This window comes from Rhodoferax sp. (assembly GCF_028714215.1).
Taxonomy (GTDB): Bacteria; Pseudomonadota; Gammaproteobacteria; order Burkholderiales; family Burkholderiaceae_C; genus Rhodoferax.
The window spans coordinates 12,976-32,693 of record NZ_JAQTMS010000002.1; the positions used below are offsets into that span (position 1 = coordinate 12,976).

A 19,718-nucleotide genomic window follows, 5' to 3' on the forward strand; every position below is an offset into this window, starting at 1 on the left:
AACAGGTGGACTCGGGGCCGGCCCATAAGTTCCCGCAACACCCCAGCAGTTGCTACCCGCGCCGCTAGCGCTGCACCCGCACCAGGGCCGTCTCCTGGCCGGCGGCATCGAGTTTTTCCTTGGCTTTGTCGGCCTCTTCCTTCTTGTCAAAAGGACCGACGCGGACCCGGTAAACGGTGCGGCCCGACTGCTCACGCTCGGACACCTTGGCTTCCACGCCGCCCAGCGACAACTTGGCACGCTGGCTTTCGGCGTCTTCGGGGGTGCGGAACGCCCCGACCTGGACAAAGTAGATAAACGGTTCGTTACTGGCAGCGGCGCGCGCCTTGACCAGATCGCCCAGCGGATCGGCCGTGACCGCCGGCTTGAGCTCGGCTTTGGCCGCCGGGATCGGGGCCGAGGCGGCACCCATGGCGGCTGCCGGGGCCGTTGCCGCCGACGCCGGCTTGGCCGGATTCTTGCCGTACAAGGGGGCATTGGGATCCCAGTCCTTGTTCTTCTTGACCTCCGCCGCGTCCTGATCGGGGGTTCGGCTTTGCCCCTTGTTGATGAACGGAATCGGGACTTTGTTGACGTAGACGGCAACCGCCAGAGCGGCCGCCAGGCCGACCACGACGCCGATCACAAAACCCAGAATGGTTCCGCCGCGTTGCTGTTTCATGCACTACCCTCTCTAATCAGTTGGGGACAGAGCTAAAGGTCTGTCCCGCAAGGTTATTGGTTTAGTTGGGGACAGCGCTGAAGCTCTGTCCCGCAAGCTTATTGATTTACATTTTTTGCGGGGCACTGACACCCAGCACGGCCAGGCCATTGTGCAGCACCTGCGCGGTGGCTGCGACCAGCGCCAACCGGGCCCGCTTGACAACAGGGTCGTCGACCAGAATCCGCTCCGCGTCGTAATAACTGTGGTAGCTGGCCGCCAGTTCGCGCAAATAGAAAGTGACGTCGTGCGGCGCAAAATCCTGCGCCGCGGCGCTCAGCATCTCGGGGTACTTGGCCAGCAGCAGCAGCAGCGCCAAGGCCTGCGGGCTTTGCAGTGGCGTCAGATCGGCCTCACTCAGGCTCGCCAGATCGCCACCGTCCTTCTCGCGCCAGGCGGCCAGCACCGAGCAGATGCGGGCATGGGCGTATTGCACGTAATAGACCGGGTTGTCGTTGTTCTTGGCGACGGCCAGGTCGACGTCGAAGGTGTATTCGGTGTCGGGCTTGCGGCTCAGCAGGAAGAAGCGCACGGCGTCCTTGCTGGTCCACTCGATCAGGTCGCGCAGCGTCACATAACTGCCGGCGCGCTTGGAAATCTTCACCTCTTCGCCGCCCCGCACCACGCGCACCATGGTGTGCAGCACGTAGTCGGGGTAGCCCTGGGGAATGCCCACGTTGGCGGCCTGCAGGCCGGCGCGCACGCGGGCGATGGTGCCATGGTGATCGGTGCCCTGGATGTTGACCACCTTCTCGAAGCCGCGTTCCCATTTGCTGATGTGGTAAGCCACATCCGGCACGAAGTAGGTGTAGCTGCCGTCGCCCTTGCGCATGACGCGGTCCTTGTCGTCGCCGTACTCGGTGGTCTTGAGCCAGAGGGCGCCGTCGTGCTCGTAGGTCTTGCCGGCGTCATGCAGTTTTTGCACCACGGCGTCGACCTTGCCGCTCAGGTACAGGCTGGATTCGAGGTAGTAGTTGTCGAAATGGACAGCAAACGCCTTCAGGTCCAGGTCCTGCTCGTGGCGCAGGTAGGCCACGGCGAACAGGCGCATGTCGTCCAGCGCCTCGACGTCGCCCGAGGCGGTGAACTCGCGGTCATCCGAGCGCACGGTCTTTTTGGCCAGGAAGTCGGCGGCGATGTCGGCGATGTAATCACCGTTGTAGGCGGCCGCATTTTCCCCACTGGGCCACTCGGGGTCGCCCGGCTTGAAACCGCGGGCGCGCAACTGGGTGCTGGTGGCCAGGGTGTTGATCTGGACGCCGGCGTCGTTGTAATAGAACTCGCGGTAGACCTGCCAGCCCTGGGTCTGGTACAGGTTGCAGATGGCGTCGCCCAGCGCCGCCTGGCGGCCGTGACCGACGTGCAGCGGGCCGGTCGGATTGGCCGAAACGAACTCCACCAGCAGGCGCTGCCCGGTGGCCGGCTGGCAGCCGAACTGCGCTCCCTGGGACAACACTTGGTGCACCACTTGTTGCTTGGCCTCGGGCTTGAGCCGGATGTTGATGAAGCCGGGGCCGGCAATATCGAGCGCCTCGACCCAGCGTTGAAAGGCCGGCGTGTCGAGCAAGGCGCTGCGCAGGCTCTCGGCCAGCTGACGTGGATTGAGCTTCAGGGGTTTCGCCAATTGCATCGCCACGGTGCTGGCCAGATCGCCATGCGCGGCCACCTTGGGCGACTCGAAGACGGCTTTGGCGCCGGCACCGGGCGACATTTTTTCCAGCACCTGGGCCAGGGTTTGCAGCAATTCAATTTTTACGGACAGCATGTTTCGATTTTACGGGGACGCCGGGATAAGGCCTTGTCATCGGCTTTGCCAGAGCCGGCGTTATGTGGTGGAATCCAGTCCCGGGATTCCCCCTCAACCTCATTTTTTAAGGAAGCACAATGAAAAAATTATTCACCCTGCTGGCGGTCGGTCTGTCTGTTTCGCTGGGCGCTGCCTATGCTGCCGATGCCCCCGCCAAGACGCCACAGCAACAAAAGATGGCCAATTGCAACAAGGAAGCCACCGGCAAGAAAGGCGATGAACGCAAAGCCTTCATGAAGGATTGCCTGAGCGCCAAACCGGCAGCGGCGGCGGCCGCCCCGGCGGCCCCGGCTTCCGCTCCGGCGGCCGACAAGAAGGTCACGCAGCAGGACAAAATGAAATCCTGCAACAAGGAAGCCACCGGCAAAAAAGGCGACGAGCGCAAAGCCTTCATGAAAGACTGTCTGAGCAAATAAGCCGCTATCCGGCCTCTGACGATCCATCGATCGGTCGAGAAATATTCCCCGCCGGGCTTGCCCGGCGGGGTTTTCTTTTGGCATGATGCGGGCATGATGAACCGCACCGCCCAGTCCCCTTCGATCTCCTGCGTGATTCCGGCCTTCAACGAGGCGCGCAATCTGGGCACGGTGGTGCCGCATATTCTGGCCACCCTGGCGTCCCTGAGCCAGCGCGTCGAGTTGATCGTGGTCGATGACGGCAGCCGCGACGACACGGCGGCGGTCATGCAGGGGCTGTGCGCCGCCCACGTGGAAGTGGTCTACCTGAAACTGTCGCGCAATTTCGGCAAGGAGCCGGCGCTCACCGCCGGCATCGATGCGACCCGCGGCGAGGTCGTGATACTGATGGACGCCGATGGCCAGCACCCGGTCGCGCTGCTGCCCCAGATGCTGGAAAAATGGCGCCAGGGATCGGACGTGGTGTACGCGGTGCGCAGCAGCCGGCACGACCAGTCGAGCCTGCAGGTCAGCCTGACCGGGCTTTTTTACAAACTGGTGAACTTCGGCAACCGGGTCAAGATTCCGCCCAACGCCGGCGACTTTCGGCTGATGGACCGCAAGGTGGTGGAAGCCCTGAAACGGCTGCCCGAACGCAACCGCTTCATGAAGGGCTTGTACGCCTGGGTCGGGTTCAACAGCACGGCCATCGATTACCAGCCCCTGCCGCGCGCCGACGGCCGCAGCAATTTCGGACTGCGCGGCTCGATCTCGCTGGCACTGACCGGCATGCTGGCGTTTTCGATTGCCCCCTTGCGCGCCTTGACGGCGCTGGGCCTGGTGCTGTCGGCGCTGGCACTGGGCTATGGCGCCTGGGTCGTGGGGGAATATTTTTTGACTGGCATCGCGGTGCCCGGCTATGCCACCATCGTCGTCGGCATGATGTTCTTCAGTGGCATCCAGTTGCTGGCCGTCGGCATCCTGGCAGAGTATGTGGGCCGCATTTATGAAGAGGTCAAACAGCGGCCGGCCTACCTGATCAGCCTGCGCCAGGGCAGCGGGCTGCCTGCGGCCCTGGCGCAGGCTCAGGCCGAGCCGGCGCAAGACCGGGAAGCGTCCTTGCTTTGAGCCCTTCAAGCTTCTGGTTTTTGCTGGTGGGGGCCAGCGCCGCCCTCACGCACATGGCCGTTTTCACGCTGGCGCGGAGCTCGATGTGGCCCGAACTGGCCAATGCCCTGGGCTTTTGCATTGCCTTTTTTGTCAGCTTTGCCGGCCACCGGCTGCTCAGTTTCAAGGACGCCGCCACCAGTGTGGGCACCAGCCTGGCCCGCTTTGCCGTCACCGCCATCGCCGGTTTTGCCAGCAATGAAATCGTCTTTGTGCTGTTGTTGCGCGGCCTGCGCTGGCCGTCGCTGCTGGCCTTATTTGTGGCGCTGCTCTTTGCAGCCGGGCAGACCTTCGTGCTGAGCCGGTTCTGGGCCTTTCGGCGCTGACTGACTGGCGGACTGGTAGAGCCGCCAGCCGGCCCCTTCATAAAAAAGCTTCCAACCGGTCTGGCCGGCGGTTATCGGTTTGCCGGCGCGCTCGACAAACCAGTTGCCGCTGACGCTGCCAGCCTGCGCCAATTGGTCCAGCGACTGCAAAACCCGGGCCGCCTGCGGATCGAAATCGGCACCCTCGAACAGTTCGCGCTGCCAGCCGTCGCCGGCCTGCTGGCGCAGCAGCGGCCAGTCCTCCAGCACCAGCAGGGGTTTGCGCGTCTGCGCATAAAACGGCAGGTCGTAGGGGTAGGCGCCGGACACATAGACATTGTCCGTGGGTTGTGCGGCGCAGGCCAGCACCTGGGCCAGATCCTGCGCCCGCCCATCGCGCGTGACCTTGGCGACCTGGGTCACGATGACCGTGGCGATGCCGATGTTGAGCAGGCACAGCGCGGCAAAGATCTGGCCGGCGCGCGCGCGTTGCGCCATGCCCCGCTGCCAGCCCAGAGCCGCCAGCAGCGCCAGCGGCGGAATCACCGGCTCTATGTAGCCAACCAGTTTCGAATTGGGAATCGAAAAGAAGACGGTGATGGCGACGACCCAGATCCAGCACAAGCTGCGCCACTCTTTGGCCACCAGCGGCGCCACTGCAGGTGCCTGGCTGACTTGCCGACGCCATTGGCCCCCTATGAAAAAGACCCAGGGGAACAACAACAACAGCAGCGCCGCCAGGTAGAACCACCAGGGCTGCGGGTTGTTGTAAGTGCTGGCCGTGTAGCGTTTGAAATGCTGGTTGACAAACATGTAGTCAAACAGCTGCGGGTATTTTTGCTGGGCAACGACGAACCACGGCAGGGCGATCACGGCAAACAGCGCCAGGCCGCTGAGCCAGGGCAAATGCAAGATCTTTTTGAACTGGCGGGTCCAGATCAGCCAGATGAAAATGACCAGGCCGGGCAGTGCAATGCCGATCAAGCCCTTGCTCAGCATGCCCAGGGCGCAGGCCGCAAAGCCGAGCCGGGCCAGCGTCGCGTTGGGCTTGTCGCCGGCCATGAAGGCAAAGGCAAAACACCAGATCGCAATTCCGATCCAACTCGCCACCAGCATGTCGTGGTTGACATACTGACCACCAATCAAAAAGGTCAGGCTGGTGCCCAGCATAAGGGCGGCGCGACGCGCCAGGGGCTCGCCGCCGATAGAGCGTGCCGCAAGGTACAAGGCCACCAGCATCAAGCCCACGTGCAGCGCCGGCACCAGGCGCAAGGCCAGCTCGTTGATGCCGAAGGTGGCCAGCGAGATCGCCTCCAGCCAGTGCAGGTAAGGCGGCTTGTGAAAGAATGGAATGCCGTTCAGGCGCGGCGTCAGCCAGTCGCCGCTTTGCAGCATCCAGCGGCCGATTTCGCCGTAACGCCCCTCGTCCGGCACCGCCAGCGGCCGCAGCGCCGCCAGCAGCAACAGCAACAACCACAAGGCGGCCAATAACAGCCAGGATTTTTGACGTTCGGTCAGCGAAGTATTCACCGGCGGATTCTAAATGGACCGGCTTGGCGGCGGCCAGGGGCGGCCAACCAGATCACGACTGCGCGGCAACGCCCCGAACCAGCCGGACGCCGGCCTGGGCCAGCGCGGCCGGGAAATCGCTGCCGCCGAGATAAGCGAACTCCCGCGCCCGCGCCGCGCCGATGGCATCGTCCGCCGGCGCTGTCTGTGCCGGGTGGCACATGATGATGCTGCGCTCCGGTGCGCCAGCCAGCCAGTGCGCCATCAGCCGGCCATAGCGGGCCTCGTCGCCGGCAAAGTCGTAGATGCCCGACAAGCTGCCGGCCCCATGGATGCCGGCCTGCGCCGCCAGTTGTTCCAGCGGCTCGGCACCCAGGGCGGCGATCACCCGGCTTTTCAGATCGGCCTGGCCCGGCGGCGCGCGTGAAATCCGCAGGTAGGGCAACGGGCTGGAACTGCCGCGGCCGGCATAGCGGCTGACCAGCGCGGCCACCAGCGCTTCGCGAATGCCGGCGAACTGCTGCACATGCTGGTGGCCGTCCACATAATCCGGTGGCGCCTTCCAGTGGGCCTCAAAGAGGTCCAGCTGGCGCTCGATCACCGAGCGCGTCAGGCGCGCGCCGGCGCCCCGGGCAAAGCCGCCCAGCATGGCTTTCAGCATGGCCGCCGGCAAGGACAGGCCGTGCCCGCTGGCGACCGCAAACTCGCTGGTCCAGTCCAGGTGCAGGCCGACATCAATGGCCTGCGGCAGCGCGCGCAGCAAGCCGACATCCTGCGGCCAGCGCGGCGACAACACCATGACGCTGCTGGCGCTGAGGCGCCCCTGGCGCGCCAGAGCGGCAATGCCCAGCGAGGCGCCGGCATGCACGGCAAAGTCGTCGGCGCACAGGATGACGCCCTTGCCGGCGACCGGCCCGCCGGAAATCATTGGGCGCGCCAGAAGCCGGCCTGGCTGTAATGGTGCTTGAGAAAATCGATCCACAGGCGCACCCGCAGCGGCATGTGCCTGGCGTGCGGAAAGACCGCGTAAATACCGTTCGCCGGCGCCGCAAAATCTTCCAGCACCGCCACCAGGGCGCCGGCCGCAACCTCGGCCTCCACCTCCCAGGTGCTGCGCCAGGCAATGCCATAACCGGCCAGACACCAGTCGTGCAAGACCTCGCCGTCGGAGCAGTTCAGCGGCCCGCCGGGTTTCAGATAAATCAGCTCGCTGCCTTCGCCCTTGGGCATGGTGAAAGCCCAACCCCGGGTTTGCGAAGCATCGCTGGACATGGTCAGACAATCGAAATTGACCAACTCGGCCGGGTGCAGGGGCGTGCCGTGCTGCCGCAGGTAAGTGGGCGTGGCCACGCACAGGCGGCGATTGTCGGCCAGGCGCACGCTGATCAGGCTGGAGTCCGGCATGTCGCCGACCCGCACCGCGCAGTCGAAGCCCTCGGCCGCCAGATCGACCACGCGGTCGCTCAGGTTCAGCGAAATGGTGACATCGGCGTGTAGTTCCCGAAAGCGCGGCACCAGCGGCGCCACGTGGCGGCGCCCAAAACCGGCCGGCGCCGTGATGCGCAAATGGCCGCTGGCCTTGACGCCGCCGGCCGACACGCTGGCCTCGGCATTGGCCAGGTCGGCCAGCAGGCGCTGGCAGTCTTCCAGAAACGCACTACCCTCGTGCGTGAGGCTGATGCGCCGGGTGGTGCGCACCAGCAGCTTGACGCCCAGCCGTTCTTCCAGGGCATCGAGCCGGCGCCCCATGATGGCCGGCGCCACGCCTTCGGCGCGCGCCGCCGCGGTCAGGCTGCCGCGGGTGGCGACCGAGACAAAGGATTCAAGTTGCTTGAGCTTGCTCATGAGCGCCGATTATCAACCTGTCGGCCCAGCCGCCTGGTCTTCCTGATGCAATCCTGATGCGAGCGGTGGTACGCTGAGCGCATGGTTGATGTTGCCCCGGTTCCAGAGCAAGGCGCCCACTCGGTCCGCAGTTGGGCTTTCGTCGCGCTGTTGCTGAGCGCCGCGACCTTGGGCAGCGCCCTGCTGGACCCCTATGTGTCGCTGACCAGCCAAGCCATGTTTTATGTGCTGGCGATCGTCATTGCCGCCTACAAACTGGACTGGGTGCAATCGGCGGTATGCGCTGTCGGGGCGGTGACGGCGTTGAATTTCTTTTTTGTCCCGCCGCGCTGGACTTTTGACGTGGAGAGCCGCGAGCACCTGGTGGCCCTGGTGGTGATGCTGGTGCTGGCTTTGGTCATCAGCCACCTGGCGGCCGGCGTGCGGCGCGAGTCGCGCCATGCCGCCCTGAACGCGCAACGGGCACGGCAGTTGCAGGCCCTGGCGTCAAGCCTGGCGCTGGCCAGCACCGCCGAGGAGGTTGCGGCGCTGGGTCAGGGCGCGTTGAACGCGGCCTTTGACGGACCCAACGCCCTGCTGTTGCTGGATCCGGCGAATGCGTTGCAGGGTGGCGGTGAACTGCCGGACGAGCAGCGCGATGGTTTGCGCTGCTGCATCAACGAGTGCGCCGTGCTGGGGCCTGGCACGGGACGCTGGCCCGGACTGAACGCCTGGTATTTGCCGCTGGGCGACAGAGGACAGGTGCTGGGCGCGGCCCGCGTCTTGCCGGCACGCTCCGACGACAACGACGGCCGCGAACACGCCCAGGCCTTGTGCGCGCTGCTGGCGCAAACCTTGTGGCGGATTCGCCTGACGGCGTCCATGCATGCGGCGCAGATCGAGGTCCAGCGCCAGCAACTGCAAAGCACTTTTCTGGCCGCCGTCTCGCACGATCTGCGCACCCCCCTGGCGACCATTGTCGGCGCCGCCTCGGCGCTGCAAACCCAGCGCGAAAAATTGAGCCCGGCGGACCAGGAACGGCTGCTTGGCAGTATTGCCAGTGAGGCCGCGTACCTGTCCACGGTGACCGAGAACACACTGCAATTGGTGCGCCTGACCAGCCAGCAAATGGAACTGAAACGGGATTGGGAATCGCTGGAGGAAATCGTCGGCGCGGTGCTGGCGCGGGTACGTCAGCGCGACACCGGCAGGCGCATCAAATCAAGGGTCCCGGCCGGCCTGCCGCTGCTCAAGGCGGACCCGGTACTGCTGGCGCAAATGATAGGCAATTTGCTGGACAACGCGCTGCAATACAGCAGCGCTCCGATCGACCTGATCGTCACGGCCGAAGCCGACGCCCTGACGATCTCGGTGAAGGACCGGGGGCCCGGTATTGCTCCGCAGGAACAGGAACTTATTTTTGAGCCCTATCGGCGCGGCGACCAGTCCGGCCAGCGCGGCGCCGGGCTGGGCCTGGCCTTGTGCCGCGCCATCGCCGTGGCGCATGGCGGCAGCCTGACGCTGCGCCCGCGCAGCGGTGGCGGCAGTTGCTTCGTGGCCACTTTGCCGCTGGCCGAGCCGCAACCCGAGAAGGAATTGCCATGAGCCTGCAGGTGCTGGTGATCGAGGACGACCGCGCGATACGCTCGCTGATGCAAGCCTCTTTGTCGGTGGAAGGGTTTGTCGTGCAGACCGCGGTCTCCCTGAGCGAGGCCCGCGCCATGCTGAAGCACAAGCTGCCGGACCTGATCGTGCTGGATCTGGGCTTGCCCGATGGGGACGGCGTGCAGTTGGTGCGCGAGCTGCGCAAGCAGCACGCCACGCCGGTGATCGTGGTGTCGGCCCGGCATCAGGAAGCGCAGAAAATCGAATTACTGGACGCCGGCGCCGATGACTACCTGACCAAACCGTTCAGCGTCGACGAGTTGCTGGCGCGCATGCGGGTGGCGCTGCGCCATCGCGGCACCAGCCTGGCCGCCGCCGTCACCACGCATGAGCTGGAAGACCTGCGCGTGGATCTGGCGGCGCACCTGGTGGAGCGCGACGGCGAGGCGCTGCACCTGACACCGACCGAGTTCAAACTGCTGGCACGGCTGGTGCGCAGCGCCGGCCGGGTGGTGACGCACCGGCAATTGCTGGTTGACGTGTGGGGCCCCGAATTTACCGAGCACACCCACTATCTGCGCCTGTACATGGCCCAGTTGCGCGCCAAGATCGAGCGCGATCCGAGCGAGCCGCGCCATCTGTTGACCGAAACCGGTGTCGGCTACCGGCTGGCGGACGTCTGACCTGGCGGCGGCGCCCCGGCCCGGCGCATCCTTATGCGTTCCTGATAGGGGAAGGGCCACAGTGGCGCCCTCTTCACTGTTGATCGATTGCAATGGGTAAATCTTCTGGCCGCGAGGGCTTGTCCGTACTGACCCTGGGTGCCATGGGCGTGGTGTACGGCGACATCGGCACCAGCCCGCTCTACACCATGAAGGAAGTCTTCAGCCCCGCCACCGGCGTGCCCCTGGATGCAACGCAACTGGTGGGCGCCGTCTCGGTGATTTTTTGGGGCCTGATGCTGGTCGTCACCTTGAAATACGTGCTGCTGATCCTGCAAGCCGACAACCGCGGCGAGGGCGGCATCATGGCCTTGACCGCGCTGGCGGCGCATGCCGCCGGCAAGACCCCGCGGCGGCACACTGTGTTACTGCTCACCGGCGTCTTTGGCGCCGCGCTGTTCTATGGCGACAGCGTGATCACGCCGGCGATTTCGGTGCTGAGCGCGGTCGAAGGCCTGGAGGTGGCGACACCCCTGCTCAAGCCCTATGTGCTGCCGATCTCGGTCACGGTGCTGATCGGCCTGTTTGCCATGCAGCGCTTCGGCACCGCCGTGGTGGGCCGGCTGTTCGGCCCCATCATCGTGATCTGGTTTGGCGTGCTGGCGGCCACCGGACTGGCGCAAATCGTGCAGCAACCGCTGATCCTCACCGCCTTGAACCCGCTCAACGCATTTTTCTTCCTGCGCGCGCAAGGCTGGCATATGTTTGTCGCCGTCGGCGCCATCGTGCTGGCGTTCACCGGGGCCGAGGCACTGTATGCCGACATGGGGCACTTCGGCAAACGCCCGATCCAGCTGGCCTGGATCGGCCTGGTGATGCCGGCCTTGACCCTCAACTACATGGGCCAGGGCGCGCTGCTGATGCGCGATCCGTCGGCCCTTGAAAATCCGTTTTACCGCATGTTTCCGCAAGTCTGGCTGATTCCGGCCGTGGTGCTGGCCACGCTGGCCACCGTGATCGCGTCGCAAGCGGTCATTTCAGGCGCTTATTCCATGACCAAGCAGGCGGTCCAACTGGGCCTGCTGCCCCGGCTGCAAGTGCTGTACACCTCGGCCAAGGAGGCCGGCCAGATTTACATGCCGGAGGTTAACTGGGCCTTGCTGGTGGCGGTGCTGCTGGCGGTGGTGGGCTTCGGCAGTTCTTCCGCGCTGGCCGCGGCCTATGGCATTGCGGTGACGGTCACGATGCTGATCACCACCATCCTGGCCTTCTTCGTGCTGCGTTTCGGCTGGGGTTATTCGCTGCCGGTGACCCTCGCCGCCACCAGCGTGTTTTTGGCGCTGGACGGCTTGCTGGTGATCTCCTGCGCCCTCAAGTTCCTGCAGGGCGGCTGGTTCCCGCTGGTGCTGGGGCTGGCCATCTTCACCGTGATGGCAACCTGGCGGCGCGGCCGTGAGTTGCTGCTGGAGAGCCTGCGCAACGACGACCCCGAGCTGCTGCCCTTCGTCACGGCGCTGGCCAGCGACGGCATCCACCGCGTATCGCGCACCGCGGTGTACGCCGTTGCGAACCCGGAAACGGTGCCGCAAGCCTTGATGCACAACCTGAAGCACAACCAGGTGCTGCACGAGCGCAACGTGATCCTGACCGTGGTGTTCCACGAAGTGCCCTGGATTGCGTTCGAGGAGCGGGTGCAGATCACACCCATGGTGGCCGGCTTCTGGAAAGTACAGGTCAATTACGGTTTCAAGAACACGCCCGATATCCCGCAGGCACTGGAACTCTGTCGCGCCAAGGGGCTGGCCATCAACCTGTTTGAAACCTCTTATTTCCTGAGCCGCGAAACGGTGGTGCCGACCCGCGGCGCCGGCATGGCGCATTGGCGCGAAGCCTTCTTTGCCCTCATGTCACGCAATGCCGGCAGCGTGGCGGGCTTCTTCCGGCTGCCCAACAACTGCGTTATCGAGCTTGGGACGCGGGTGCAGATTTGAATGATTGGCGTTATTTTTGTCACAGATAAACAGATTTATTGGGCATTAATCACATAAGAGGTGTCGAATAAAGTAGGGACATGTCAAAGACAAGTCCCGCCAGCGCCGATAAATCCAGAGCCCCCAGGCTCGAAGTGCCGCGTGCCGTGCTGTTCGACGCTTACGGCACTTTGTTCGATGTTTACAGCGTGGGCTTGCTGGCGGAGCAGTTGTTTCCCGGCCATGGCCAGGCGCTGAGCGTGTTGTGGCGCGACAAGCAGATCGAATACACCCGGCTCGTGACCACCAGCAACCACGGCGCCCACTACCAGCCGTTTTGGGAGCTGACCCGGGCGGCGCTGGTGTACGCCATCAAACGCATCGTGGTTCCGGCGCCATCGTCGACGCTCAGCACCGCATTCGACAGCCAGATCGAGCGCCTGATGAACCAGTACCGGCACCTGAGCGCCTTTCCCGAGAACCGGCAGGTGCTGACGGAACTCAAGGCCAGGGGCATCCCCACCGGCATCCTGAGCAACGGTGACGCCGCCATGCTGAATCTGGCGGTCAAATCGGCCGGACTGGACGGCTTGCTGGACCACGTCATCAGCGTCGACCCGATCCGCAAATACAAGACCCACCCCGACGCCTATGCCCTGGGCGAGCAGGCCACCGGCCTGGCCGCCAGGCAGATGCTCTTCGTCAGCAGCAACGCCTGGGACGCGCTGGCCGCCACCTGGTACGGCTACCGGACGCTGTGGGTCAACCGCTACCAGTTGCCGTTCGAAGAACTGGGCACCCAGCCCACGCGCAGCGGCAGCAACCTGCGCGACGTCCTCAGCTTTTTTCCAACCTCCTCCCCTTAATCAGAGTCCGACAGCATGACCGCACGTACCCCCATCCACCGACTGCAAGTCGCCACCGTTCTGCACCAGTTCATCGAGAGCAAAGTCCTGCCCGGCACGGGCCTCGCCGGGCCCAGGTTCTGGAAAGGTTTTGACGCCCTGGTGGCCGACCTGGCACCGAAAAACATCGCCTTGCTGAAGGAGCGCGAGCGCTTGCAAACAGAGCTGGACGCCTGGCACACGGCGCACCCCGGACCGATCTCGGATATGCCAGCCTACCGCGCTTTTCTGGAAAAAATCGGCTACCTGGTGCCGCAACCGAAAAAAGTCCGTATCAGCACCTCCAAGGTGGACGCCGAACTGGCGGTGCAGGCCGGCCCGCAACTGGTGGTGCCTATCCTGAACGCCCGCTACGCCCTGAACGCCGCCAATTCGCGCTGGGGCAGTCTGTACGACGCGCTGTACGGCACCGATGTGATTTCGGAGGCCGATGGCAACGAAAAAGGCAAGGCCTACAACCCCAGGCGCGGCGCCCAGGTCATCGAATACGCGCGCCATGTGCTGGACCGCACCGCGCCCCTGCGCCAGGGCTCGCACGTAGCCTCCATCGGCTACCGCATCAAGGACGGCAAGCTGAGCGTCAAACTGGCCGACGGCAGCAGCAGCCGGTTACAAGACCCGGCGCAGTTGATCGGCTACCAGGGCGAGGCCAAGGCGCCCACCTCTGTGCTGCTGCGCCACAACGGCTTGCATCTGGACCTTCAGATCAACCGCGCCACGCCCATCGGCGCCAGTGACCCGGCCGGCATCAGCGACCTGGTGCTGGAGGCGGCGCTCTCCACCATCCTCGATCTGGAAGACTCGGTGGCCGCGGTCGACGCCGACGACAAGGTGCTGGCCTACAGCAACTGGCTGGGCATGCTGCAAGGCACGCTGACCGAAGAGGTCAGCAAGGGCAGCCAGACCTTCACCCGTGGTTTGAATCCCGACCGCCTCTACACGCCGCCCTCCGGCAAGGGCAAGGCGGTGCGGCTGCATGGGCGCTCGCTGATGTTTGTGCGCAATGTGGGTCACCTGATGACCAACCCGGCTATTCTGTACACCGACAAGCAAGGCGTCACGCGTGAAATCCCGGAGGGCATCCTGGACGCCGTGATCACCACCACCATTGCCATGCACGATTTGAAGCGCAGCAAGAAGGACAGCATTCGCAACTCGCGCAAGGGCTCGGTCTACATCGTCAAGCCCAAGATGCACGGCCCGGCCGAAGTCGCTTTTGCCAGCGAGCTGTTCGGCCGCGTCGAAAAAATGCTGGGCTTGCCCGACAGCACCGTCAAGTTAGGCATCATGGACGAGGAGCGCCGCACCAGCGTCAATCTGAAAGCCTGTATCGCCGCCGCCAGCAGCCGCGTCGCCTTCATCAACACCGGCTTTCTGGACCGCACCGGCGACGAGATGCACAGCGCCATGCAGGCCGGTGCCATGATCCGCAAGGGCGACATGAAAACTAGCGCCTGGATCCAGGCTTACGAGCGCAACAACGTGCTGGTGGGCCTGTCCTGCGGCCTGCGCGGCAAAGCGCAGATCGGCAAGGGCATGTGGGCCATGCCGGACCTGATGAAGGCCATGCTGGAGCAGAAGATTGCCCACCCCAAGGCCGGTGCCAACACCGCCTGGGTGCCCAGCCCCACCGGCGCTACCCTGCACGCCCTGCACTACCACCAGGTGCTGGTCAGCCAGGTGCAAAGAGAGCTGGAAAAAATCAACGCCGGCAAGGAACGTGACAGCCTGCTGAGTGGCCTGCTGACCGTTCCCGTGGCCAGCAACCCGAACTGGAGCGCCGCGGAAAAACAGCAGGAGCTCGACAACAACGCGCAGGGCATTCTGGGCTATGTGGTGCGCTGGGTCGACCAGGGCGTCGGCTGCTCCAAGGTGCCCGACATCCACAACGTGGCCTTGATGGAAGACCGCGCCACCTTGCGCATCAGCAGCCAGCACATGGCCAACTGGCTGCACCATGGCGTGGTGACCGAAGCGCAAGTGAAAGAAACCTTCCAGCGCATGGCCGCCGTGGTGGACCAGCAGAACGCCGGCGACCCGCTGTACAAGAACATGGCGGGTCACTTCGAGACCTCCATGGCGTACAGGGCAGCGTGCGACCTGGTGTTCAAAGGCCTGGCACAACCCAGCGGCTACACCGAGCCGTTGCTACATGCCTGGCGGCTGAAGGTGAAGGCGGCGGCCTGAGCATTGCCACACGTCATGTCGGATCTGATCCGGCAAATAGCACTGCCAGCTTGGCCAGTGTTCAGATTGAGGCGGGCGCAGGCTCAGGCGGCCTGTGATGGCGTTGACTTCGCGCTGGCTCATGACGTCGTTTTCTGCTGTGGCGACGCGCGAACCACCTGACCTGAGCGCATCACAATCAAATCGGTGCCGGTCTGCAGCGCAAGCTGACGCGCACGAACGGCCGCCCTCCGAAGGGCCTTCAACGATCCCTCGATGTCGGCATCAGTGAGCGTCGGTATCTTGCCGTAGGCAGGCATGGGCTCATTTACTTGCTTCGGTGTAGTCATGGCTTGTCGCTCCAGTCCATCATTGCAGGCTCGTCGCCCGAGTTGTCATAAAGAACCCATTTATCCACCAAGGGTTGATACACGTCGCGGAACAGTCGCGCGCCCGAGTCGAAGCGTCGGCGAATCGTAGCCTCGGGAATGTCATGCCCACCTTGGCGAACTCGCTCGGCCACACGTTGTACCGCCATATCCGCCGAAGGCAAACTCAAAAAAAACAACTCGACGCAATAGCCGAAAGCCTGCCATTGCGGAATCTGCCTTGCGTAACCTCTGCCAGACAAAGTGGTTTCAAAGGCAAAACTCTCCCGCCGGCTCGCATGCTGCGCAATAACCTCCAGCATCAATCTCCCGGCCTGGATGGCCGCACGCTCCGGCGCAAAGGGTGACAACCCGGCGGCAATCAAGTCGGCATTGACGAAGACGGGGCAACCCGCCTCCTGGGGCAAGAACTCACGCGCAAAGGTGGTCTTTCCCGCGCCATTCGGCCCGGCAATGATGATGATCTTGGGCTGTGTCACGCCGCATCCCCGTCAAACAAATCATCCTGCGCCAGGGCGACAACGGGCCTCTGCGCCATCGGCAGATTCGCCACGTTCATGGGGCGCGACAGCAGCCACGCGACGTATTGGCGTTGATAGGGAGTGAGAAGAGCGGACAAAATTGCTACTTTTTTGTTTAGTTGGATTATGGGGGCTACCCCAAGGGGCGGTAAATCCCAGACACTGCCTCTTGTGCGCTTTTCAGCCTGAAATGCCACCAACTCAATTCTCTCCACACTGTCGAGAGAATTGGAAACCCCAGATGAAGCTGGCGATAGCTTCAAAGGCTTGGGCAGAAACGCCTCTACCAAACTCGGCAGTGAGAGGCGTTTTGCCAGCTCAGGCAGCGCAGGCTTGCCGTACGCAGCCCGCGCGATCACGCCGCCTTCAGCAAGAAATCCACATGCACTGCATCGTACGGAAATTCGATCTTGCCGTCAGCCGTCTTGTCCAGCACGAAATTCCGCTCCCCGTAAGCGAAAATCCAGGCCATCACCCACCACTCGCGTCAACCCAGCCCAACCATGTCCACTGCTCGCAAGCGCAAAACCGCACCAAAGAAAACCAAGACCGCCAAGCCTACCGAACCCCGCCTCTCGCGCCTGCGCCGCCCGCCGGAACTGGCGGTCACGGACTGGCAAACGGCACTGCGCCGGCAGTTTGGCCGCGAGCAGTCCTTCGGCTTGGAAAACCTGGGGAGCGAGCCGGTGTTTTCCGACTTCCGCGTGAGCAACCCCGACAGCGGTACGCGCTACCGAGTGGCGATTCGGGGCCCGGCGCTGGGGCAGAATTTCTGCACCTGCCCGGACTACGCAACCAATGATCTGGGCACTTGCAAGCACATCGAGTTCACGCTCGCCAAGCTACAGGCCAGGCGTGGCGGCAAAGCGGCCCTCCAACACGGTTTCCAGCCAACTTACAGCGAGATTTGGCTCGACTATGCGGGCCAGCGTCGCGTGCGCTTTTCGGCCGGTACGACCTGCCCCGGAACTTTGCTGAAACAGGCAGAGTTACTGTTCGATAGCAGCGCTGGCTGGGCCTTGCCATGGGAGCGGCAAGACCAACTGGAGAGCCTGCTGCAAGCTGCGCAGGACTGCCATCATGAGCTGCGCTGTTACGACGACGTCTGGCAGTTCATCGCCCAAATCCGAGACGGCGAGCGCCGCTACGCGGCTTTGGTGGCGGCCTACCCGAAGGGCATCCGCGACAAGGCGCTCAAGCGGCTCCTGAAGGTCAAGCTCTACCCCTACCAGGTGGAGGGTGCGCTGTTTGCCGCGCGCACCGGGCGTTGCCTGATCGGCGACGAGATGGGCCTGGGCAAGACCATCCAGGCGATCGCCGCCGCCGAGCTGTTCGCGCGCCACTTCGGCGTGCGCCGGGTGCTGGTGGTGTGTCCGACCTCGCTCAAGCACCAGTGGAAGAACGAATTTGCGCACTTTGCCGAGCGCGAGGTGCAGGTGATCCACGGCCTGCGCGCGCAACGCCAGAATCAGTACCGCGAAGAAGTATTTTGCAAGATCACCCACTACGAGACGCTGGCCCGCGACGCCGATCTGATCGCTGCCTGGGCGCCTGACCTGGTGATTGCCGACGAAGCGCAGCGCATCAAGAACTGGAACACCATCGCCGCGCGCGCCCTCAAGCGCATCAAGAGCCCCTACGCCATGGTACTGACCGGCACGCCGCTGGAAAACCGGCTGGAGGAGTTGATCTCCATCGTCCAGTTCGTGGATCAGCACCGGCTCGGACCGACCTGGCGCCTGCTCGACGAGCACCAGATGCGCGACGAGGCGGGACGTGTGATTGGCTACCGGGCGCTGGACCGCATCGGGCAGACGCTCGCGCCTGTGATGCTGCGCCGACGCAAGGCCGAAGTATTGACCCAACTGCCCGAGCGGGTGGACAACCGCGTCTTCGTGCCGCTGACGCCCCAGCAACGCGTGCACCACGACGAGAACGGCCAGATCGTTACGCGCATCGTGCTGCGCTGGCGCAAGACCGGCTACCTGTCGGACGTCGATCAACGCCGCTTGCGCTGCGCCTTGCAGAACATGCGCATGGCTTGCAACAGCACATTTCTGCTCGACCACGAGAGCGACCACGGCCACAAGGTGGACGAGCTGATGACGCTGCTGGACGAACTGTTCGAGGACCCCTGCGCGAAAGCGGTGGTTTTCAGCCAATGGCTGGGCACCCATGAGCTGATTCGGCGCCGCCTGGCAATGCGCACCCCCACGCTTGCCACTGCGTGTGCTGCGCTGCCCCCCGAGGGAGCCCTCGCGCCTAGGGGCGGCCCGTCGGCGCTCACGCGGCAAATGCGGCCCTGGGGTCATGTGCTGTTCAGCGGCAGCATCTCCGGCGACAAGCGTGGCGCGCTGGTGGAGCAGTTCCACAACGATCCGGATTGCCGCCTGTTTCTTTCCACCGACGCCGGCGGCGTCGGCTTGAACCTGCAGCACGCGGCGGCCGTGCTGGTCAACATGGACCTGCCCTGGAACCCGGCGGTGCTGGAGCAGCGCATCGGCCGGGTGCACCGCATGGGCCAGTCGCGTGGCGTGCAGGTCATCAATTTTGTCGGCCAGGGCAGCATCGAGGAGGGCATATTGTCAGTGCTGGCCTTCAAGAAGTCGCTGTTCGCAGGGGTGCTTGATGGTGGCGAGGTTGATGTGTTCATGCAAGGCACGCGCTTGTCCCAGTTCATGAAGCGCGTGGAACAGGTGGCCGGCGCCATGGGCGAGGACGAGGGGGATGCGCAGCCCAATCCGGGCGTCGACGTGCAGCCACCCGCTGTTGCCGAGTCCATGGACCGGTCCACAGCAGCCTCCGATGCCACGGCAAGCGTGGCGCCAACCGGCCCCGAGGCCACCGCAGCCGTCACCGAACCCGCGCCTTCGCCGGTCGCAGCCGCCGACCCTTGGGCCGCCATCCTGGAAGCTGGCGCCGCACTGTTGCAGGGTTTGGCGGCGGCGCGGGGTGCCGCTGGCACGGGCGCGGCGCCGCCGGCGATCGAGCGCGATCCGGTCACCGGGCAGGCCAGCATTCGCCTGCCGCTGCCGGACCCGGCCGTGCTACAGCGGCTGGCCAAGGCCTTCGAACCCTGGTTAAAGTAGCAGCCGGTAGCCGACGGCGGTCTCGGTCAGCAAATGGCGCGGTTGCGCCGGATCGATTTCAAGCTTCTGGCGCAAATGCCCCATGTAGATCCGCAGGTAGTGACTTTGCTGGGCATGTGACGGGCCCCAGACCTCGCGCAACAACTGGCGGTGCGTCAGCACCCGGCCCACATTGGCGACCAGCACCGTCAGCAAGCGGTATTCGATCGGCGTCAGGTGCACCTCGGCGCCGTTGCGTCGCACAATGCGCGCCTGCCGATCCACCTCCACTTCGCCGAACCTGAACACCGGATCATTGTCAGCGGATGCCTCTGCCGCACCCTCGCCGGGCGCGGCGCGCGGCCGGCGCAGGTTGGCACGCACCCGGGCCAGCAGTTCGCCAACGCCGAAAGGCTTGCTCAGGTAGTCGTCGGCACCGGCATCCAGGGCGGCAATCTTGTCGGCCTCGTCGGCGCGCGCCGACAACACCACGATAGGCACGGCGGACCAGCCGCGCACGTCGCGAATCAGTTCCAGACCGTCGCCATCGGGCAGGCCCAGGTCCAGCACCAGCAGATCGGGCTTGCGGGTGCCGGCTTCGATCAAACCCTTTTTCAGCGTGTCGGCTTCATGCACCTGCCAGCCCTCGGCTTCGAGCGCCGCGCGCACAAAGCGGCGAATCTGGGGCTCGTCCTCAACGATGACGGCAACGGGGGCAGACATTG

18 protein-coding genes are annotated in these 19,718 nt (G+C 64.4%); 9 read left to right on the forward strand and 9 right to left on the reverse strand.

All coding sequences use genetic code 11. The features are described 5' to 3' along the window. Positions 1-64 precede the first annotated feature (64 nt). Positions 65-661 (reverse strand): SPOR domain-containing protein, encoded by a 597-nt coding sequence (locus tag PHS32_RS01065; RefSeq protein WP_301076904.1) that lies wholly within the window; start codon positions 659-661, stop codon positions 65-67. 106 nt (positions 662-767) lie between these two features. Beyond that, the gene (argS, locus tag PHS32_RS01070) at positions 768-2,465 is read right to left on the reverse strand and encodes an arginine--tRNA ligase (RefSeq protein ID WP_301076905.1); all 1,698 of its coding nucleotides are present in this window, start codon (positions 2,463-2,465) and stop codon (positions 768-770) included. A gap of 119 nt (positions 2,466-2,584) precedes the next feature. Here argS and PHS32_RS01075 point away from each other — a divergent pair, with 119 nt between their 5' ends. The 3 genes from PHS32_RS01075 to PHS32_RS01085 all read left to right on the forward strand — a co-directional run bounded on the left by PHS32_RS01075 (position 2,585) and on the right by PHS32_RS01085 (position 4,395). Then, positions 2,585-2,923 (forward strand): PsiF family protein, encoded by a 339-nt coding sequence (locus PHS32_RS01075; RefSeq protein WP_301076906.1) that lies wholly within the window; start codon positions 2,585-2,587, stop codon positions 2,921-2,923. 93 nt (positions 2,924-3,016) lie between these two features. Beyond that, on the forward strand, positions 3,017-4,030 hold the full coding sequence (locus tag PHS32_RS01080) for a glycosyltransferase family 2 protein (protein ID WP_301076907.1): 1,014 nt from the start codon (positions 3,017-3,019) through the stop codon (positions 4,028-4,030). After that, positions 4,027-4,395 (forward strand): GtrA family protein, encoded by a 369-nt coding sequence (locus tag PHS32_RS01085; protein ID WP_301076908.1) that lies wholly within the window; start codon positions 4,027-4,029, stop codon positions 4,393-4,395. The genes PHS32_RS01080 and PHS32_RS01085 overlap by 4 nt, the downstream gene beginning before the upstream one ends. Here the strand turns inward: PHS32_RS01085 and PHS32_RS01090 are convergent. The 3 genes from PHS32_RS01090 to PHS32_RS01100 are packed head-to-tail and all read right to left on the reverse strand — an operon-like array spanning position 4,324 to position 7,728. Next, positions 4,324-5,904 carry a glycosyltransferase family 39 protein gene (locus PHS32_RS01090; protein ID WP_301076909.1) on the reverse strand — a complete coding sequence of 527 codons (1,581 nt, stop codon included), beginning with the start codon at positions 5,902-5,904 and terminating at the stop codon, positions 4,324-4,326. The genes PHS32_RS01085 and PHS32_RS01090 overlap by 72 nt on opposite strands. Before the next feature lie 52 nt (positions 5,905-5,956). Continuing rightward, on the reverse strand, positions 5,957-6,811 hold the full coding sequence (locus PHS32_RS01095) for a ChbG/HpnK family deacetylase (protein WP_301076910.1): 855 nt from the start codon (positions 6,809-6,811) through the stop codon (positions 5,957-5,959). Then, entirely contained in the window at positions 6,808-7,728 is a 921-nt protein-coding gene (locus tag PHS32_RS01100; protein ID WP_301076911.1) for a LysR family transcriptional regulator, read from the reverse strand. Before PHS32_RS01100 ends, PHS32_RS01095 begins: the two co-directional genes overlap by 4 nt. A gap of 81 nt (positions 7,729-7,809) precedes the next feature. Between PHS32_RS01100 and PHS32_RS01105 the strand changes: the two genes are divergently transcribed. The 5 genes from PHS32_RS01105 (at position 7,810) to PHS32_RS01125 (ending at position 15,036) form a co-directional block, all read left to right on the forward strand. After that, a complete protein-coding gene (locus PHS32_RS01105; protein WP_301076912.1) occupies positions 7,810-9,312 on the forward strand; it encodes an ATP-binding protein in 1,503 nt (500 codons plus the stop codon). After that, a complete protein-coding gene (locus PHS32_RS01110) occupies positions 9,309-9,995 on the forward strand; it encodes a response regulator (RefSeq protein ID WP_301076913.1) in 687 nt (228 codons plus the stop codon). The genes PHS32_RS01105 and PHS32_RS01110 overlap by 4 nt, the downstream gene beginning before the upstream one ends. 92 nt (positions 9,996-10,087) lie before the next feature. Further along, entirely contained in the window at positions 10,088-11,965 is a 1,878-nt protein-coding gene (locus PHS32_RS01115) for a potassium transporter Kup (RefSeq protein ID WP_301076914.1), read from the forward strand. 80 nt (positions 11,966-12,045) lie between these two features. After that, complete coding sequence (locus tag PHS32_RS01120) at positions 12,046-12,810, forward strand: haloacid dehalogenase type II (protein ID WP_301076915.1); 765 nt, start codon at positions 12,046-12,048, stop codon at positions 12,808-12,810. A 15-nt stretch (positions 12,811-12,825) separates the two neighbouring features. Continuing rightward, the gene (locus PHS32_RS01125) at positions 12,826-15,036 is read left to right on the forward strand and encodes a malate synthase G (RefSeq protein ID WP_301076916.1); all 2,211 of its coding nucleotides are present in this window, start codon (positions 12,826-12,828) and stop codon (positions 15,034-15,036) included. A gap of 119 nt (positions 15,037-15,155) precedes the next feature. Here the strand turns inward: PHS32_RS01125 and PHS32_RS01130 are convergent, their stop codons facing one another. From PHS32_RS01130 to PHS32_RS01140, 3 genes are read right to left on the reverse strand one after another with little or no spacing between them, the layout of a single operon-like run. Then, positions 15,156-15,365, reverse strand: coding sequence for a hypothetical protein (locus tag PHS32_RS01130; RefSeq protein WP_301076917.1), 210 nt, complete (start codon positions 15,363-15,365; stop codon positions 15,156-15,158). Next, positions 15,362-15,883: a zeta toxin family protein gene (locus tag PHS32_RS01135; RefSeq protein ID WP_301076918.1), complete on the reverse strand. Its 522-nt coding sequence runs from the start codon at positions 15,881-15,883 to the stop codon at positions 15,362-15,364. The genes PHS32_RS01130 and PHS32_RS01135 overlap by 4 nt, the downstream gene beginning before the upstream one ends. Continuing rightward, the gene (locus tag PHS32_RS01140; RefSeq protein WP_301076919.1) at positions 15,880-16,284 is read right to left on the reverse strand and encodes a hypothetical protein; all 405 of its coding nucleotides are present in this window, start codon (positions 16,282-16,284) and stop codon (positions 15,880-15,882) included. Before PHS32_RS01140 ends, PHS32_RS01135 begins: the two co-directional genes overlap by 4 nt. A gap of 144 nt (positions 16,285-16,428) precedes the next feature. Between PHS32_RS01140 and PHS32_RS01145 the strand changes: the two genes are divergently transcribed. Then, positions 16,429-19,014, forward strand: a complete 2,586-nt coding sequence (locus tag PHS32_RS01145) for a DEAD/DEAH box helicase (protein ID WP_301076920.1) — start codon at positions 16,429-16,431, stop codon at positions 19,012-19,014. On the opposite strand, the gene kdpE is transcribed toward PHS32_RS01145, so the two are convergent. Beyond that, entirely contained in the window at positions 19,006-19,716 is a 711-nt protein-coding gene (kdpE, locus tag PHS32_RS01150) for a two-component system response regulator KdpE (protein ID WP_301076921.1), read from the reverse strand. The two genes, PHS32_RS01145 and kdpE, sit on opposite strands and share 9 nt — an antisense overlap. Between the last annotated feature and the right edge of the window lie 2 nt (positions 19,717-19,718).